This is a genomic window from Mesorhizobium sp. CA8, from assembly GCF_020164955.1.
Lineage (GTDB): Bacteria > Pseudomonadota > Alphaproteobacteria > Rhizobiales > Rhizobiaceae > Mesorhizobium.
Window position 1 is genome coordinate 483,942 of record NZ_JAIUHG010000001.1, and the last position, 16,910, is coordinate 500,851.

The window sequence follows — 16,910 nt, forward strand, 5'->3', positions numbered from 1 at the left end:
GCCTTACTGCTGTGTCGTTCAGTTTGGAAAAAGCCCCAATGCCGGATGCTCGGCGCCCGCCGCGACCCAGCCTATGACGTACAGCGCGAACGCCGCCGCGACAAGCCCGTCCACCCTGTCCATGACGCCGCCATGGCCGGGAATGAGATTGCTGGAATCCTTGGCGCCGTGCCGGCGCTTGACCCATGATTCGAACAGATCGCCGATCTGCGAAACGATCGAGAGAGCGAGCGCGACGAGGCCAAGCTGGACAAGATTGCCGGCGCCGGCCGCGATTGCGAGCAAAACTCCGGCGATAACGCCGCCCACCGCGCCACCCAGCGCGCCGCTCTGGGTCTTGCCGGGCGAGATCGAGGGCGCGAGCTTCGGGCCGCCGACCGCGCGGCCGACGAAATAGGCCGCTATATCGGTCGCCCAGACCACCGCGAACAGGAAGAGAATCGCAATCAGCCCGGAATGATTGTCGTCGCGGAGATAGGCGAGCGAAAGGCCGGAAAGAGCCGCGTAGGCCAGCCCGGAAGCTTCCCAAGGCGCTGCCCCCCTGATCCGGGCGACAATGGCCGCGACCGCCACAAGGATTGCGACAAGGAGGAGCAGCCACAAGGCCGGCAGGCCGACGATCAGCGCGCCGATGAAGATCACAATCAGCGCTTCCGGCAGGAAGCCGAGCGCCGCGCCGTTGCCGGGGCGCGCCATGCGCGTCCATTCATAGAAGATCAGCGCCGCTATTCCTGCGCAGAACAGCCGGAACGGCAATCCGCCGAACCAGGTGAGCGCAAGCGTCAGAGCCGCCATCACGACTGCCGAGATGACGCGCTGCTGGAGGTTGCTCATTCCTGGCCGCGCCTAAAGCGCGACATCGCGGGCGGTGAGCCCGCCGAAGCGTCGTTCACGGCCGGCAAAGTCGCGCAGGGCATCGGCCAGATGCTCGCGGCTGAAGTCCGGCCAATAGCAAGGCAGGAAGACAAGCTCGCTATAGGCGGCCTGCCAGAGAAGGAAGTTCGACAGCCTGAGCTCGCCGCTGGTGCGGATCACCAGTTCGGGATCGGGAATGCCCTGTGTGTCAAGCGACGCCGCGAAGCTTTCGGCCGTGATCGCGTCGCTCGCCATGTCGCCGCGCGCGACGGCATCCGCCAGTGTGCGAGCGGTGCGCACGATCTCGTCGCGGCCGCCATAGTTGAAGGCGATCACCAGCGTCAGCGCCTCGTTGCCGGCGGTCAGCGATTCGGCGTCCTGCAGCAGCCCTCTGATGTCGGGTTGCAGACCTTCCTTGTCGCCGATCACCCTCACCCGCACCCCGTTCTGATGCAGTTCGGCGAGATCGCGGCGGATGAACAGCTTCAAAAGACCCATGAGGTCGCTGACCTCGGATTTCGGCCGCGACCAGTTCTCGGAGGAAAAGGCGTAGACGGTCAGGTAGGAGACGCCGAGTTCTGGTGCGGCGCGGACCGTCTGGCGCAGAGCCTCGACGCCGGCGCGGTGCCCGGCAAGGCGCGGCAGACCGCGCGCCTTGGCCCAGCGTCCGTTTCCATCCATGATGATCGCGACATGCGCAGGCGTTGCCATAGTCTCGCTTTCGAGCCGGAAACCCGACCCTAAACCTGCATGATTTCAGCTTCCTTATCGGAAAGCAGGTGATCGATGGTGCTGATCATCTCGTCGGTCAGCTTCTGGACCTGGTCGGACCGCTTGCGCTGGTCGTCTTCGCTGATGGTGCCGTCCTTCTCAGCCTTCTTGAGGAAATCCATGCCGTCTCGGCGGACATGGCGCACCGCGACGCGCGCGTTCTCGGCATAACCATGCGAAATCTTGACCAGTTCCTTACGGCGCTGCTCGTTGAGCTCGGGCAGCGGGATCCTCAGCGTGGTGCCGTCGACGATCGGGTTGAAGCCCAGATTGGCTTCGCGGATGGCGCGGTCGACCGCGCTGACCATCGACTTGTCCCAGACCGATACCGAAATCATGCGCGGCTCCGGCACCGAGACATTGGCGACCTGGTTGATCGGCATCGCCGTGCCGTAGGCCTGCACCTGGACGGCGTCGAGCAGGTTGCTTGAGGCCCGGCCGGTGCGCAGCGAAGCCAGGTCATGCTTGAAGGCGGCGATCGCCCCGTCCATGCGTCGCTTCAGGTCTTCGTACTCGCCACTCATGATCATCTCCTCGACCCGTTCGCCGGGTTCACTGTTTCTATCGTCGTTCGGTTCGCGGTTCCGTAGTCGCTCAACGAATCCTGGCGCCTGTTACTTGTCCGTGACGACCGTGCAATGGCCGCCGCCTCTCAGAATATCGCCGAAACCACCTTTTTCGTGGATCGAATAGACGATTATCGGAATGTTGTTTTCGCGCGCAAGTGCAATCGCTGCCGTATCCATGATCGCAAGCCCGCGCTTAATGACTTCGGCGTGGCTGATGCGGTCGAAGCGGACAGCGTTCGGGTCTTTCTTGGGATCGGCCGAATAGACCCCGTCGACCTGCGTGCCCTTGAACAGCGCATCGGCGCCGATCTCGGCGGCGCGAAGGGCCGCGGCCGAATCGGTGGTGAAGAACGGATTGCCGGTGCCGCCGGCGAAGATGACCACCTTGCCCTGGTTCATATAGGCCGTCGCCTGGCGCTGGGAAAAGCTCTCGCAAAGTTCCGGCATGGCTATAGCCGAAAGCACGACGGCATCGACGCCGATCTTGTTGAGCGAGGTGCGCAGCGCCAGCGAATTGATGACGGTGGCGAGCATGCCCATGTGGTCGCCGGTGACACGGTCGCCGCCCTTCGAGGCGACGGCCACGCCGCGAAAAATGTTGCCGCCGCCGATGACGACGCCCACTTCGACGCCCAGCGCGCGCGCCTCGGCAATGTCGGCGGCGATGCGGTCGACCACCGAGACGTCGATGCCGAAATGCTGCTCGCCCATCAACGCTTCGCCGGAAGCTTTCAGCACGACACGTCGATAGAGGGGCTTCACCGTCATCTCATTCCTCGAAATATCGGCGCGGCAAATTTGGAGGCAAACCGCCCCCGCTTCATCCGGCGATGCTGTCATGACGGGTTGACCCGATACACGAAGGGCGCGGCGATGTCACGCCGCGCCCTCGTGCAAAATTCGAAGGCTTTTTCGATCAGTTGCCGTCTTTCGATCAGTTGCTTGAGATGCTGACCGCCTCGCCTTCGATGATAACCGCAGGCGAATAACCGGCCGGCTTGTCGCCCGTCACCGCGCCGCCGGTCACCCGGACCTGGATCTCGGGGCCGAAATAGGAATGCGGGAACGGCGCAGGCGTGGCGCTGACCTTTTCCAGCCGAGCGCGAAGCTCTGCGGGAATCGAAAAATCGAGCGCGCCAAGATTATCCTCGAGCTGGTTGAGCTTCGTCGCTCCGAGGATGACGGAGGCGATGCCGGGCTGCGTCGCCACCCAGTTGAGCGCGACCTGGGCCATGCTGCGGCCGAGTTCGGCCGCCACCTTCTCGAGCTCCGCGACGATCGCCCAATTGCGGTCGCTGAACTTCTGGAAGCTGGGATGCGTGGTGTTGCGGAAACCGTCGAGCCTGCCGGCGTTTCCGGCTTGGGTCGGCCTGTATTTGCCGCTGAGCAGGCCGCTGGCCAAAGGGCTCCACACCATGATGCCCGCGCCATGACGGATGGCGAAAGGCACATATTCATGTTCGATGGCGCGCTCGGCGAGCGAATATTCGAGCTGCAGCGCCGAGACCGGCTCATAGCCGCGCAATTCGGCGATCGCCTGGGCGCGGCCGGCATACCAGGCCGGCACGTCGGAGAGGCCGATATGGCGCACCTTTCCGGCGCGAACGAGGTCGTCCAGCGTGCGCAGCACCTCCTCGGCCGGAGTGATCCTGTCCCAGACATGCAGAAGGTAAAGATCGATATAGTCGGTGCCGAGCCGTTTCAGCGAGGCGTCCACGGCCCGCATGATGTTCTTGCGGCCGTTGCCGCCGGCATTCGGATTGCCGGCTTCGGAATTCATGGTGAATTTGGTGGCGATGACCGCCTTGTCCCGCAGGCCGCGCTCGGCGACGAACTCACCGAGCCAGGTCTCGGCAGTGCCGGCGGTATAAAGGTCCGCCGTATCGAAGAAGTTGCCTCCCGCTTCGACATAGGCGTCGAACATCGCGCGGGCTGTGTCCCTGTCCGCGCCCCAGCCCCATTCGGTGCCGAAGGTCATGGTGCCGAGCGCCAGCCGGCTGACGCGCAGGCCGCTGTTGCCAAGCGTGTAATAGCTCATGGTCATGGTGATCTCCGATTCTGAACTGATTTGCTGCCGGTCACTGGCCGGGGGTCGCCTTGACCCAGGGATTGCCGCGCTCATGCGTCATGCGGAAGGTGAAGCCGTCGACCTTCCAGCCGGCAGCCGAGCGTGTCAGGTGGTGCTCATAGGTGCCCCAGACTTCCCAGAGCGGGTTGCCATTGCCTTCCATCCGGTTCCAGGCATAACCGTTGGACCGGACAGTCGCGGCATCGGCTTCGAGCACGACCTGGTGGTTGGTGCGAAGATGCAGGCTGGTCTTGCTGCCTTTGAGGTTGCCCGCCCAGGCGCCGATCAGGTCGTCGGACGCGATATTGGCCGCGGGCTGCCCGGACAGGCTGCTGAAATCGGCGGTGACACGCTCGGCGAAATAGCTGCGCGCCAGCTTCCAATCCTGCGCATCCACCGCGCGGTCGATCGCATCGGCAATGCGGATAACGGTGCGCTCGTCGGCAAGCGCCTGCCAGCCGGCCGGTTCGGCGCCGCCGGCATCGACCGGCGCCAGTGCCATGCCTGCCGCAAAAGTTACATGTCTCAACACGTTCATTTCGCCTCTCCCAGGGCATCAGCCCGCCGCCGATGTGTTGACACCAGTATGAGCTGGCCCAGGAGTATGGATAAGATTGCATTGTTCGCAAAGACTGTGCGATATCATTCATGAATGGATCGCGATCTGCTCACACACCTGCCGGTCATCGTCGCCGTGGCGCGCCGCGGCGGCTTCGCGCTTGCCGCGGCTGAGCTCGGCATGAGCCCATCTGCGGTCAGCCACGCGGTCCGGCTGGTGGAAGAGCGCATCGGCCAACCGCTCTTTGCGCGTACGACGCGCAGCGTCTCGCTGACGGAAGCCGGCAAAGCGCTGGTGGAGACCGCGGCTCCTGCCCTGCAGGACATCGCCGAGCGGATGGATCGCATTCGCGGCGTGAAAGGAAGGCCGGCCGGCCTGCTGAGGATCAACGCCTCCAACATAGCGATCCCCTTGGCGGTGACGCCGGTGGTCGCGGCGATGGCCGAACGCTATCCCGATGTGACGGTCGAAATCGTTGCCGATCAGGGACTTATCGATATCGTCGGCGAAGGTTTTGACGCCGGCATCCGGCTGGGTGAAATGATCGCGCAGGACATGGTCACCGTCAGGATGACGCCGCCGTTCAAAGCCGTGATCGTCGCCTCTCCCGCCTATGTCGGAAAGCACGGCCGTCCGCGCGACGTGGCCGATCTCGCCAATCACAACTGTGTCGGCTACCGGCTGGTTCGGTCCGGCGCGCTTTACCGCTGGGACCTGAACGACAATGGCAAGGATGTCGTCGTCGAAACGCGCGGCACGGCCACTGTCACGGATTCGCTTGGCGCCATCGATCTGGCGCTGGCCGGCGTCGGGCTCGCCTACGCCTTCGAGCCGCTGGTGCGCGCCGACCTTGCCGCCGGCCGCCTCGCCCAGATCCTGCCGCAGACGGCGATCGAGGAGCCCGGGCTCTTCCTCTATTTCCCGCGCCGCGCGTCGATGGCGCCGAAGCTCAGGGCCTTTATCGATACCGCACAAGAAATCGGCCGGGCATCCATGCGGACACCCGGCCGAGTTGCCTGAGCTCGTGAGCTCTTCACCTTAAGGGAAACGCTGCGCGATTCCCTTGGATCAGAGCTATTTCTTGACCGCAGCCGCGACTTCCGCCGCGAAATCGGTCGTTTCCTTCTCGATGCCCTCGCCCAGCGCGTAACGCAGATAAGCGGTGATCTTCGCCGGAGCGCCGATCTCCTTCTCCGCATCCTTCAGCGCCTTCTCGACGGTGACGTCGGGATTGAGCACGAAGGCCTGCTTCAAAAGCACCACCTCTTCATAGAACTTGCGCAGGCGGCCCTCGACCATCTTCTCGATGATGGCTTCCGGCTTGCCCGACTGACGCGCCTGGTCGGAGAAGATCGCCTTCTCGCGCTCGACAAGCGCCGGGTCGACTTCCTCGGCGCTCAGTGCGACCGGGTTGCTGGCGGCGACATGCATCGCGACCTGGCGGGCAAAGGCGTTGGCCGCATGCTCGTTGCCGGTGGTCTCGATCGCCACCAGCACGCCGAGCTTGCCGAGGCCGTCGGCAACCGCGTTGTGGACATAGGTCGCCACCACGCCGTGCGGCACGGTGAGCTTGGCCGAACGGCGGAAGCCCATGTTCTCGCCGATGGTGCCGACCGCGTCTTTGATGGTCTCGGTGACCGACTTGTCGGAGCCCGGATATTTGGCGGCGGCAACGGCTTCGGTCGTGCCGTAGGCGAGCGCGACCTTGGCGACGTTGGCGACGATTTCCTGGAAAGCCGCATTGCGGGCGACGAAGTCGGTCTCGGAATTGACCTCGACAATGGCGGCTTCACGCACGCCGGCATCGACGCCGATCAGGCCCTCGGCGGCAGTGCGGCCAGCCTTCTTGTCGGCCTTGGAAATGCCCTTCTTGCGCAGCCAGTCGACGGCCGCTTCCATGTCGCCGTTGGTCTCGTTCAACGCCGCCTTGCAGTCCATCATGCCCGCGCCGGTCAAGTCGCGGAGTTCTTTGACCTGTGCAGCCGAAATCGTCATTGTCGCCTCTTTGTTTCAAATGCGCCGACGCACCAACCGGACTCGGGTGATGCGCTCGGCAAAAGCGCTTTAGCGCGCCAACTTATTGGAAAGATGAAGGCCGGGGCCCGGCCTTCCTTATCAAGCTTCCGGAGTTTCGGCGGCCGGAGTGTCGAGCGCCGGCTCGACCGGAACCTCGGCCGAAGCGCCGACGTCGACGCCGAGCGCGCCCTGCTGGCGCGCGATGCCGTCGATGGCGGCCTTGGCGATCAGGTCGCAATAGAGCTGGATGGCGCGGGCCGCGTCGTCATTGCCGGGAATCGGGAAGTCGATCTTGTCCGGGTCGCAGTTCGAATCGATGATGGCCACGACCGGGATGCCGAGGCGCTTGGCCTCGAGGATGGCGATCGCTTCCTTGTTGGTGTCGATGACGAACATCAGGTCCGGCGTCGAGCCCATGTCCTTGATGCCGCCGAGAGCCTTGTTGAGCTTCTCGCGCTCGCGGTCGAGGTTCAGGCGCTCCTTCTTGGTGAGGCCCTGCGCCTCGCCGGCGAGCGTCTCGTCGAGCTTGCGCAGGCGCTGGATCGAGTTCGAGATCGTCTTCCAATTGGTGAGCATGCCGCCCAGCCAGCGCGAGTTGACATAGTACTGGGCCGAACGCTGCGCCGCGTCGGCGACGATGTCGGACGCCTGGCGCTTGGTGCCGACGAACAGCACGCGGCCACCCTTGGCGACGGTGTCGGACACCTGCTTCAGCGCCTGGTGCAGCAGCGGCACCGTCTGCGACAGGTCGATGATGTGGATGTTGTTGCGGGCGCCATAGATGTAAGGCGCCATCTTCGGGTTCCAGCGGTGGGTCTGGTGGCCGAAGTGAACACCAGCTTCCAAAAGCTGGCGCATGCTGAAATCTGGCAGAGCCATTCTTTAGTTCCTTTCCGGTTGGCCTCCACGGACACAGGCATTTCGGACAGGATGTCCTGATGCCACCGGAGGTTTCAGCCGGATTTCTCCCGGGCAGACACCAAAGTCCGTGTGTGGAATGAGCGCGCATATAGAGGGGAAGTCCTATAAACGCAAGCCGGGTGTCACTTCGCGCATCAACGTGCGGCAATCAGCGCACCGGTGCCGATCATCGCGCCGCCAGCGAGCCTGTTCATGAGGCGCATGCGCTTCGGGGTTTTGAACCACCCGGCTGCCCGACCCGCCATCGCGGCATAGAGGCCCATGGTGATGATATTGACGCTGACCACGACAAGGACCACGAGTAGGCCATCGGCGAACGTCATGGTGTCAAGGTTGAGGATCAGCGGCATGATGGAGGCGTGGAACAGAATCGCCTTCGGATTGCCGAGCGCAATGGATGCGCCGAGAAAGAAGGACCGCGACAGCCGCGCCTGTATCTGACGAGAGTCGTCCGGTTTCTGAGCGGCGGTCCGCCACATCCTGATGCCGAGAAAGACCAGATAAGCGGCGCCGGCATATTTCAGCAAAAGAAAAACCCACTCGAAGGTCTGGGCCAAGGCCACCAATCCGAGCAACGCCAGGGTGACCAGGACGGCGTCGCCCGCGGCGACCCCCATGCCGGCTATGAAAGCGCGCAAGAACCCACGCGACAGACCGTTGGTGATGACCGCGAACATCGCCGGTCCAGGCGTGGCGGCGGCCAATGAGATCGCGACGCAATAAGCCAGGAACGCCGTCACCGTCATCGTCTTACCTTCCCATTCGGAACCCGCACGCGGCGGAAGATCGCCACGATGTCCTCACGGCTGCATTCGATCGCCCCAAGCCTGACCGCGCGATCACGCTCGAACCCAGTGATATCGTAATGCGGCGCCGATGTCTTGGGCGGCCCCTGATAGGACGAGCGCTTAAGGCCTAGCTCGGCGGCAAAGCGATGGAGTTCGTCGGTATTGTCGGCGAGCAGATGACACCAGCGGTGGCCGGCCCATTTCCAGATCGCCGCATCGACATAGACCGCCATCAGGCCCACCGCATGCGGTGAGCCTCACACATGGCATTCGCAGGCCAAGCCTGCAAGCCGGGCCGGCTGCCGTCAGCAAATGCTATTTCGAAGCAGGGCAAGGCTTGGTCTGGTCGAACAGCGACAGGTTCACAAGCTTGCCGGTCATCGAGAACTCGCCATAGTCCATGACGAGGTCGCGCGTAATGCCGTTCTCATGCAGCTTGAAGCTGATCCGGTATTCCGGCACCTCTTCGCCGCTTTTGTCGGTATCGTCGAAATAGGCGATGTCGACCGGCCAGTATTTGTCGGAGGCGAGCTTGGCCAGCGCCGGCGCTTCCGGGTCCGTCTTTTCGGCTTCGGTCTTCTTGCCGACGATGACCGTGGTGGTCATCACCTTGTTGGCGTCCTCGGAGCCGTCGAACAGGTTCGTCTGGTAGAAATTCTCGCCCTTCTCGGCCTTGCCGATCAGCTCGACCAGATGCTGGGTCGGAAACTGCGTCGCCGCGAGCTCGAGACTGTTCTTCTCCGGCTTGTCGATATCGACCTTGAGGCCCTTCGCTTCCCTGGTGGCCGTGCCTTTGACTTCCTTGTCGAGGTTCTGGTCGACAAAGGATTTGGTCACGAAGGAAAAGGTCTTGCCTTCGGCGTCCTCGAAGGTGGTCGTCTGCTGGTCGGTCAGCCTGGTGTTGTCATTGGTCACGATCTGGGTAACGAAGCGGAACTTGACCGTATAGCCTTCACAGGCGGAGCCGTTGAACTCGTAGACCATGCGGCCCGTGATGCCGGTAATGCCTGAACGGTCGGAGGCCTTGTTGAGCGTCAGATCGTAGACGGCGCGATGCGCCTGCAGCGCTGGCACAGCAAAGGCCGGCGCCATCGGAAACGCGGCCGAAAGGCAGGCGGCGGCGAGAAAAAGGCGCGTTGCGCGCATGCGTTGCTCCGGTCGTCGCGGCTGGGGGCAGGCCGCAGGGAAAGATGGTCCAGCTTAAAAAAAGTCGTGGCGGAAGCGAGGCAAAAATAGCAATTTCGGCCCGGCCAACGCGGCGTCTTCCAGCAATAGGGAAAACCAATGAGCGAAACAATCGAAAAGCGGCTAAGCGATCTTGGCGTCACCCTTCCGGCCGCCGCCGCGCCCGCCGCCAACTACGTGCCCTATTGCCGCACCGGCGACATGCTCTTTACCGCCGGCCAGCTGCCGCTGAAGGACGGCAAGCTGCAGGCAAGCGGGCTGCTTGGCCGCGACATCGACACCGTGGCTGGCAAGGAAGGCGCGAAAATCTGCGCCATCAACATCCTGGCGCAGGCCAAGGCCGCGCTCGGCGATCTCGAAAAGATCCGCCGCCTAGTCAAGATCACCGTCTTCGTCGCCTCCGCGCCTGACTTCGTCGAGCAGCATCTGGTTGCCAACGGCGCCTCCGACTTCCTGGTCGCGGTACTCGGCGAGCGCGGCAAGCACGCCCGCTCCGCCGTCGGCACCGCCTCGCTGCCGCTCAACGCCGCGGTCGAGATCGAAGCGATCTTCGAAGTCGAGTGAGGCTTAACATGACCGATCTGTCCTGGCTGATCGCGCGACCTGTCGCGCATCGCGGCTTCCACGACATGAACAAGACCCGCTGGGAGAACACGCTGTCGGCCTTCGCCGCGGCGGCCGAGCGCGGCTACGCCATCGAATGCGACGTTCATATCTCGTCCGACGGCGTCCCGGTCATCATCCATGACGGCGACCTGAAGCGCCTCACCGGCCAGGACGGGTTTGTCTGGCAATGTACCGCAGCCGAGCTGGCGACACTCAGGATCGGCGGCACCAAAGACCACGTCCCGACGCTCGAGGAAGCGCTCGACCTGATCGACGGCCGCGTGCCGTTGGTGGTCGAGCTGAAAGGCGTTCCCGGTCACGACGCGGGGCTGGTGGCAAGCGTCGGCCGGCTGCTCAAGCGCTACAAGGGCAAGGTGGCGATCATGTCGTTCGATCACTGGCTGATCCGCGACTTCGCCAAGGATGCGCCAGGCATCCCCGGCGGGCTGACCGCCTATGGCAGGGACAACCAGCTGATCGAAGCGCATTTCGCCATGCTCGCGCACGACCTCGCCTTCACCTCCTACGCCGCCGGCGACCTGCCGAACCCCTTCGTCAGCTTCGTGCGCGAAAAGCTGAAAATGCCCGTCATCACCTGGACGGTGCACGACCAGCCGGCGGTCGACCTCACCTTCAAATATGCCGACCAGATGACCTTCGAGGGATTTGAGCCTGATCTGGTCAAGGTCGCCTGAGGAATGCCTGAAACGTGACTTGTAGACGCCTGGGTGACGCTTAAATAAGCCCAATGGATCAAGGTGACGACGACGATGGACGGGCAGCGAACGCGGACTATGCGATCCGCGTCGCGGCGGGTATCGGCGCCTTCACCTGCGAGGAATGGAACGGCTTTGCCGGTACCACGCGTGGTGGCCAAGGAAACGGCTACAATCCGCTGGTTTCATTCGCTTTTCTAAGCGCTCTGGAAGATTCCGGCTGCGCTGTCCGGCGCACCGGCTGGCAGGGCCATCACCTGCGGTTGGAAACCGCGCAGGGCAGGCTTCTCGGCGCCGTCCCTTGTTACCTCAAATCGCACAGCCAGGGCGAATATGTCTTCGACCATGGCTGGTCGGACGCCTTCGAGCGCGCCGGCGGGCGCTACTATCCCAAACTGCAATGCTCGGTGCCCTTCACGCCGGTCACCGGCCCTCGCCTGCTGGTCAGCAAAGGCGAGAATGAAGGCGCCGTGAAGGCCGGATTGGCGGAGGGCCTGAAGCTCGTGACCGACAAGCTCGGCGTCTCTTCCGCGCATGTCACCTTCGCCACCGAGCCGGATGTCGCGACGCTGGAAGCGGCGGGCTTCCTGCATCGCACCGACCAGCAGTTCCATTTCCTCAACGATGGCTTTTCGACCTATGACGACTTCCTCGCCACGCTCGCCTCGCGCAAGCGCAAGGCGATGAAGAAGGAGCGCCGCGAGGCGCTGGTCGACGGCATCTCGATCGACTGGCTGACCGGCAAGGACATCACCGAGCGCGTCTGGGACGATTTCTACGCTTTCTACATGGATACCGGCGGCCGCAAATGGGGCCGGCCCTATCTCAACCGGCAGTTCTTCTCGCTGATCGGCGAGCGTATGGCCGACGACATTCTTCTGGTGATGGCGAAGCGGAACGGCCGCTACATTGCCGGCGCCATCAACTTCATCGGCTCCGACGCGCTCTACGGTCGCAACTGGGGCTGCATCGAGGATCACCCTTTCCTGCATTTCGAGGTCTGCTACCATCAGGCGATCGATTTCGCCATCGAACGCAAGCTCAAGGTGGTGGAGGCGGGCGCGCAGGGCGAGCACAAGCTGGCGCGCGGCTACCGGCCGGTGACCATGCATTCGGCGCACTACATCTCGCATCCCGGTTTGCGCAATGCCGTCGCCGACTATCTCAGGCGCGAGCGGCGCGAGGTCGAACGCATGGGCGAATATCTCGAAGAGCACACACCCTTCCGCAAGGACCTCGAGGAATAGTCGGGCCTCGCCCGCGCGCCATGCCGCTGTGATGAAAAACAGCGCCGACACGTTTGCCGCATCAGGCGACAAATGTCGGCGCTCATGCAATAGCAGGGCGTGCCGTCAAGAACAGCCGATAGTCCTGGCAAAGCGAATGACGCCGGCTTGATGCATGCCTTCCAAAACTACGCAGCGGTTTTGCGAGAACGACATGCATGAAAACAGAGACTTAAAGCGCGTCGCCTGAATCCATTCCGCACGACGCGCTTTAGCGATCTCGCCTGAGCGCCTTGCCGCCCGGTGGCGGCTTCGCTACACCGGACAGCGAATGCAATTGGGAGTGTCACCCCATGGCCGAAGCTTATGATCCCGGCAACATCTTCGCGAAAATCCTGCGCGGCGAGATCCCCTCGCACCGCGTCTACGAGGACGATGCTGTCGTCGCCTTCATGGATGTGATGCCGCAAGGCACAGGCCACACTCTGGTGGTGCCCAAAGCGCCGTCGCGCAACATCCTCGACGCCGATCCGGCAACGTTCGCACCTCTGTTCATGGTCGTCCAGAAGGTGGCCGTGGCGGTGAAAAAGGCCTTCGACGCCGACGGCGTCACCCTCATGCAGTTCAACGAATCTGCCTCCGGGCAGACCGTCTACCATCTCCATGTCCACGTCGTGCCGCGCTTCGAAGGTGTGCCATTGAAGCCGCATTCCGGCCAGATGGAGAAGCCTGAAGTGCTGGCCGAGAACGCCGACAAGATCCGGGCGGCGCTGGCAAGCTGAACGGCTGGCGCCCGGCCGGCAGCGGTTGCGCAAGTGTCCGGAACGACGACGGCTCGGGTCCGACCTCAAGCTTTTCCCGGATCGCCGCGGCGATGCTCGGCTTTCCCGAGCGCGGCGCACCGTTGAGGATGATGATTTGTCCGGCTTCCAAGCGGTGCTCCCTTCAACGAAAAAAGGCCCCGTTGCCGGGGCCTTTTGTATTTCAAGCGAGCGCTTGTCAGCCCTTGCGCGGCAGTTGCGGCACAAGGCTGCGCTTGTTGCCGTCCTTGCCCTTCGGCTCCGGCTTCTGCGCCACTGCCTTCTTGGGCGCAGGCTTCTTGGCCACCGCCTTTTTCGGCTTCGGCGCGTCTTCCGGCTCTTCCTTCTTCGGCTGCACGGGCGACTCGTCGGCGAGCGATTCGAGCTTCAGGCCGGACTCGCCGGTTTCCTTCTTCTCGACGGTCACGCGCACCGTGCCGCCCTTCTTGAGCTTGCCGAAAAGCACTTCGTCGGCCAGGGGCTTCTTGATGTGCTCCTGGATGACGCGGCCGAGCGGACGCGCGCCCATGCGCTCGTCATAGCCCTTGTCGGCCAGCCAGGCGATCGCGTCCGGCGACAGGTCGAAGGTGACTCCGCGCTCGGAGAGCTGGGCTTCGAGCTGCATGACGAACTTCTGCACCACCTGATGGATGACAGGCACCGGCAGCGAGCCGAACGGGATGATTGCGTCCAGACGGTTGCGGAACTCCGGTGTGAACAGCCGGTTGATCGCTTCGACGTCGTCGCCTTCGCGCTTGGTCGAGCCGAAGCCGATCGCCGCGCGCTGCGCGTCCGAGGCGCCCGCATTGGTGGTCATGATCAGGATCACGTTGCGGAAGTCGATCTGCTTGCCGTTGTGGTCGGTCAGCTTGCCGTGGTCCATCACCTGCAACAGGATGTTGAACAGGTCCGGATGCGCCTTCTCGACCTCATCGAGCAACAGCACGCAATGCGGATGCTGGTCGACGCCGTCGGTGAGCAGGCCGCCCTGGTCGAAGCCGACATAGCCGGGAGGCGCGCCGATCAGCCGCGAGACGGTGTGGCGTTCCATGTATTCCGACATGTCGAAGCGGATCAGCTCGACGCCGAGCGAGGCGGCAAGCTGTTTCGCAACTTCGGTTTTGCCGACGCCGGTCGGGCCTGAGAACAGGTAGGAGCCGATCGGCTTCTCCGGTTCGCGCAGGCCGGCACGCGCCAGCTTGATCGCCGAGGTCAGCGCGGTGATGGCCGTATCCTGGCCGTAGACCACGCGCTTCAGCTCGATATCGAGCCCCTGCAGCACCTTCTCATCATCTGCCGAAACCGTCTTCGGCGGGATGCGCGCCATGGTGGCGATCGTCGCCTCGATCTCCTTGATGCCGATCGTCTTCTTGCGCTTGGCCTCGGGCACCAGCATCTGCGAGGCGCCGGTCTCGTCGATCACGTCGATCGCCTTGTCAGGCAGCTTGCGGTCGTTGATGTAGCGCGCCGACAACTCGACCGAGGCCTTGATCGCTTCGCTCGTGTAGCGGACCTTGTGGAACTCCTCGAAATAGGGCTTCAGGCCCTTCATGATCTCGATGGCGTCCTCGATGGTCGGCTCGTTCACGTCGATCTTCTGGAAGCGCCGCACCAGCGCACGGTCCTTCTCGAAGAATTGGCGGAACTCCTTATAGGTGGTCGAGCCGATGCAGCGGATGGCGCCGGACGAAAGCGCCGGCTTCAGAAGGTTCGATGCATCCATGGCGCCGCCCGAAGTGGCGCCCGCTCCGATCACGGTATGGATCTCGTCGATGAACAGCACCGCGCCCGGATAGTCCTCGAGCTCCTTCACGACCTGCTTCAGCCGCTCCTCGAAGTCGCCGCGATAGCGGGTGCCGGCCAACAGCGTGCCCATGTCGAGCGCGAAGATGGTGGCGTCCTGCAGCACTTCCGGCACGTCGCCCTCGACGATGCGCTTGGCCAGTCCCTCGGCGATCGCCGTCTTGCCGACGCCGGGATCGCCGACATAGAGCGGGTTGTTCTTGGAACGGCGGCACAGCACCTGGATGGTGCGGTTGATCTCGCTGTCGCGGCCGATCAGCGGGTCGATCTTGCCGGCCCGCGCCTTGTTGTTGAGGTTGACGCAGTAGGCCGTCAGCGCGTCCTGCTGCTTCTTCTTGCCGCCCTCTTCCTGCGGCTCGGCGCCGTTCTGGCCGCCCTGCTCGTCCTCGGCGCCGCGCGGCGTGCGCGATTCCGAAGCGCCCGGGCGCTTGGCGATGCCATGCGAGATGTAGTTGACCGCATCGTAGCGGGTCATCTGCTGTTCCTGCAGGAAATAGGCGGCGTGGCTCTCGCGCTCGGCGAAGATGGCGACGAGCACATTGGCGCCGGACACTTCCTCGCGGCCGGACGACTGCACATGGATCACGGCGCGCTGGATGACGCGCTGGAAGCCTGCGGTCGGCTTCGAATCCTCGTCATAACCGGTGACGAGGTTGTCGAGCTCGGTGTCGATATAGGTGAGAACGGTCTGCTTGAGCTCGTCGAGATCGACATTGCAAGCGCGCATGACGGCGGCCGCCTCGGTGTCGTCGATCAACGCGAGCAGCAAATGTTCGAGCGTCGCATACTCATGATGCCGCTCGTTGGCGAATGTCAGCGCCTGATGTAGCGCCTTTTCCAGGCCTTGGGAGAAAGCCGGCATGTTACCTCACTTCTTCTCCATCACGCATTGCAGCGGATGCTGATTCTGTCGGGCGAAATCCATGACCTGGGACACTTTGGTCTCGGCCACCTCGAATGTGTAGATGCCGCACTCGCCCACTCCATGATTGTGAACATGAAGCATGATGCGTGTGGCGGCTTCGCGGTCCTTTTGGAAAAACCGTTCCAGGACGTGAACGACGAACTCCATCGGGGTGTAGTCGTCGTTCAGGATGAGGACCCGGTAGAGACTGGGCTTCTTGGTCTTGGTTTTGGTGCGCGTGATAACAGCGGTGCCGCGACCGGGATCGTTGCGGTCACCGTCACTTTGCATTCGCACCACGTCTGCCGTGGCAGTCAAACCGATCGTCACGTAGTCCAGCCTTTTCGAATCCCCATGCGAGTTCAACATGTAGGTTCTCGATGAACGATTTTAAGCCCTTCTGTTTAGCTGACAATATGGCTAGGTGGGCAAACCTCAGCGAATTTCTCAATCGTGAATGCAGCAAGGCGCATCAGGTTGCGATTGCGCATGAAAAAACCCGGCCGCGTTTCCGCGACCGGGTCCTTTTCGCAGGCCGGTTGGCCGTATCGGCCATGATCGGGCGAAATTACTTCGCCTTGGCGACCACCGATTCGAACGGCTTGTAGGCTTCCTTGGCGAGCTCGGCATAGAGATTGCCGATCTTGCTGGCCTCGGCCACGAAGCTCTCATAGCTCTGCTTGGCGTAATCGGTCTGGATCTCGACGGCCTTTTCGATCGACTTGGCCGAGAACAGCTTCTCGAAAGCGGCGCTGCCGGCCTCGAAGCTCTTTTTGGTGTATTCGCCGGCTTCGGTGGCGATCGCCTGCGCGCCCTTGGTGAGCGAGGCAAAGCTCTTCAGCCCGGTGTCGGCAAACTCCTTGCCGTATTTCGTGAAGTCCTCATAGGTCTGGGTCATTTCATGCTTCCCTTGGTTGAAACGCCCTTTTGGCCCCGGGCGCCCTTGTGCAATGCACCTCAATATATTGTGCGATGCACAAAAGTCAAGAATCCCCTTGGTATGCAGGGGGTTCAGCGCCGGCGGCTGGTAAAATTCGATTAAAGAGAAGCTCGATTTGCCGAAAAATGGTGAACGCGGCGGTTACCATAAACGGATTGGTAACGCTGGGCGCGATAGCGTGGC

Annotated in this window: 19 protein-coding genes and 1 pseudogene; 5 read left to right on the forward strand and 15 right to left on the reverse strand. The window is 63.0% G+C overall.

Translation table 11 applies throughout. The features are described 5' to 3' along the window. Positions 1-18: 18 nt before the first annotated feature. The 6 genes from LB553_RS02695 to LB553_RS02720 form a co-directional block, all read right to left on the reverse strand. Positions 19-834 (reverse strand): phosphatidate cytidylyltransferase, encoded by an 816-nt coding sequence (locus LB553_RS02695; protein WP_224510368.1) that lies wholly within the window; start codon positions 832-834, stop codon positions 19-21. 12 nt (positions 835-846) lie between these two features. Next, complete coding sequence (locus LB553_RS02700; RefSeq protein WP_224510371.1) at positions 847-1,566, reverse strand: isoprenyl transferase; 720 nt, start codon at positions 1,564-1,566, stop codon at positions 847-849. A gap of 29 nt (positions 1,567-1,595) precedes the next feature. Continuing rightward, entirely contained in the window at positions 1,596-2,150 is a 555-nt protein-coding gene (frr, locus tag LB553_RS02705) for a ribosome recycling factor (RefSeq protein WP_082037291.1), read from the reverse strand. Positions 2,151-2,240: 90 nt separating this feature from the next. Then, positions 2,241-2,963: a UMP kinase gene (pyrH, locus tag LB553_RS02710; protein ID WP_040987265.1), complete on the reverse strand. Its 723-nt coding sequence runs from the start codon at positions 2,961-2,963 to the stop codon at positions 2,241-2,243. Positions 2,964-3,129: 166 nt separating this feature from the next. Continuing rightward, positions 3,130-4,239, reverse strand: coding sequence for an aldo/keto reductase (locus LB553_RS02715; protein WP_224510374.1), 1,110 nt, complete (start codon positions 4,237-4,239; stop codon positions 3,130-3,132). A gap of 34 nt (positions 4,240-4,273) precedes the next feature. Beyond that, on the reverse strand, positions 4,274-4,801 hold the full coding sequence (locus LB553_RS02720) for a nuclear transport factor 2 family protein (protein ID WP_224510377.1): 528 nt from the start codon (positions 4,799-4,801) through the stop codon (positions 4,274-4,276). A 114-nt stretch (positions 4,802-4,915) separates the two neighbouring features. Between LB553_RS02720 and LB553_RS02725 the strand changes: the two genes are divergently transcribed. Next, positions 4,916-5,842 (forward strand): LysR family transcriptional regulator, encoded by a 927-nt coding sequence (locus LB553_RS02725; RefSeq protein ID WP_224510379.1) that lies wholly within the window; start codon positions 4,916-4,918, stop codon positions 5,840-5,842. Positions 5,843-5,896: 54 nt separating this feature from the next. Here the strand turns inward: LB553_RS02725 and tsf are convergent, their stop codons facing one another. The 5 genes from tsf to LB553_RS02750 form a co-directional block, all read right to left on the reverse strand. Continuing rightward, a complete protein-coding gene (gene tsf / locus LB553_RS02730; protein WP_224510382.1) occupies positions 5,897-6,817 on the reverse strand; it encodes a translation elongation factor Ts in 921 nt (306 codons plus the stop codon). Between the two features lie 120 nt (positions 6,818-6,937). Continuing rightward, a complete protein-coding gene (gene rpsB, locus LB553_RS02735; protein ID WP_224510385.1) occupies positions 6,938-7,717 on the reverse strand; it encodes a 30S ribosomal protein S2 in 780 nt (259 codons plus the stop codon). A gap of 176 nt (positions 7,718-7,893) precedes the next feature. Further along, positions 7,894-8,505 carry a LysE family translocator gene (locus LB553_RS02740; RefSeq protein WP_224510388.1) on the reverse strand — a complete coding sequence of 204 codons (612 nt, stop codon included), beginning with the start codon at positions 8,503-8,505 and terminating at the stop codon, positions 7,894-7,896. Further along, positions 8,502-8,780 carry a DUF4031 domain-containing protein gene (locus tag LB553_RS02745; RefSeq protein WP_140841277.1) on the reverse strand — a complete coding sequence of 93 codons (279 nt, stop codon included), beginning with the start codon at positions 8,778-8,780 and terminating at the stop codon, positions 8,502-8,504. Before LB553_RS02745 ends, LB553_RS02740 begins: the two co-directional genes overlap by 4 nt. Before the next feature lie 82 nt (positions 8,781-8,862). Continuing rightward, a complete protein-coding gene (locus LB553_RS02750) occupies positions 8,863-9,693 on the reverse strand; it encodes a cell envelope integrity EipB family protein (protein WP_224510391.1) in 831 nt (276 codons plus the stop codon). Positions 9,694-9,831: 138 nt separating this feature from the next. On the opposite strand from LB553_RS02750, the gene LB553_RS02755 reads away from it, so the two are divergent. The 4 genes from LB553_RS02755 (at position 9,832) to LB553_RS02770 (ending at position 13,062) form a co-directional block, all read left to right on the forward strand. Further along, positions 9,832-10,296: a RidA family protein gene (locus LB553_RS02755; RefSeq protein ID WP_224510394.1), complete on the forward strand. Its 465-nt coding sequence runs from the start codon at positions 9,832-9,834 to the stop codon at positions 10,294-10,296. A gap of 8 nt (positions 10,297-10,304) precedes the next feature. After that, positions 10,305-11,033, forward strand: a complete 729-nt coding sequence (locus tag LB553_RS02760; protein ID WP_224510397.1) for a glycerophosphodiester phosphodiesterase — start codon at positions 10,305-10,307, stop codon at positions 11,031-11,033. Positions 11,034-11,086: 53 nt separating this feature from the next. Beyond that, the gene (locus LB553_RS02765; RefSeq protein WP_224510400.1) at positions 11,087-12,301 is read left to right on the forward strand and encodes a GNAT family N-acetyltransferase; all 1,215 of its coding nucleotides are present in this window, start codon (positions 11,087-11,089) and stop codon (positions 12,299-12,301) included. Positions 12,302-12,633: 332 nt separating this feature from the next. Further along, positions 12,634-13,062, forward strand: a complete 429-nt coding sequence (locus tag LB553_RS02770) for an HIT family protein (protein ID WP_224510403.1) — start codon at positions 12,634-12,636, stop codon at positions 13,060-13,062. A 55-nt stretch (positions 13,063-13,117) separates the two neighbouring features. Here the strand turns inward: LB553_RS02770 and LB553_RS02775 are convergent. From LB553_RS02775 to LB553_RS02790, 4 genes and pseudogenes are all read right to left on the reverse strand, one after another. After that, positions 13,118-13,213: pseudogene (locus tag LB553_RS02775) on the reverse strand (phosphotransferase-like protein); the annotation flags it as partial. 66 nt (positions 13,214-13,279) lie between these two features. Beyond that, entirely contained in the window at positions 13,280-15,745 is a 2,466-nt protein-coding gene (gene clpA / locus LB553_RS02780) for an ATP-dependent Clp protease ATP-binding subunit ClpA (protein ID WP_224510406.1), read from the reverse strand. A gap of 6 nt (positions 15,746-15,751) precedes the next feature. Beyond that, the gene (clpS, locus tag LB553_RS02785; protein ID WP_036258315.1) at positions 15,752-16,078 is read right to left on the reverse strand and encodes an ATP-dependent Clp protease adapter ClpS; all 327 of its coding nucleotides are present in this window, start codon (positions 16,076-16,078) and stop codon (positions 15,752-15,754) included. Positions 16,079-16,355: 277 nt separating this feature from the next. Beyond that, positions 16,356-16,685, reverse strand: a complete 330-nt coding sequence (locus LB553_RS02790) for a phasin family protein (RefSeq protein WP_224510408.1) — start codon at positions 16,683-16,685, stop codon at positions 16,356-16,358. Between the last annotated feature and the right edge of the window lie 225 nt (positions 16,686-16,910).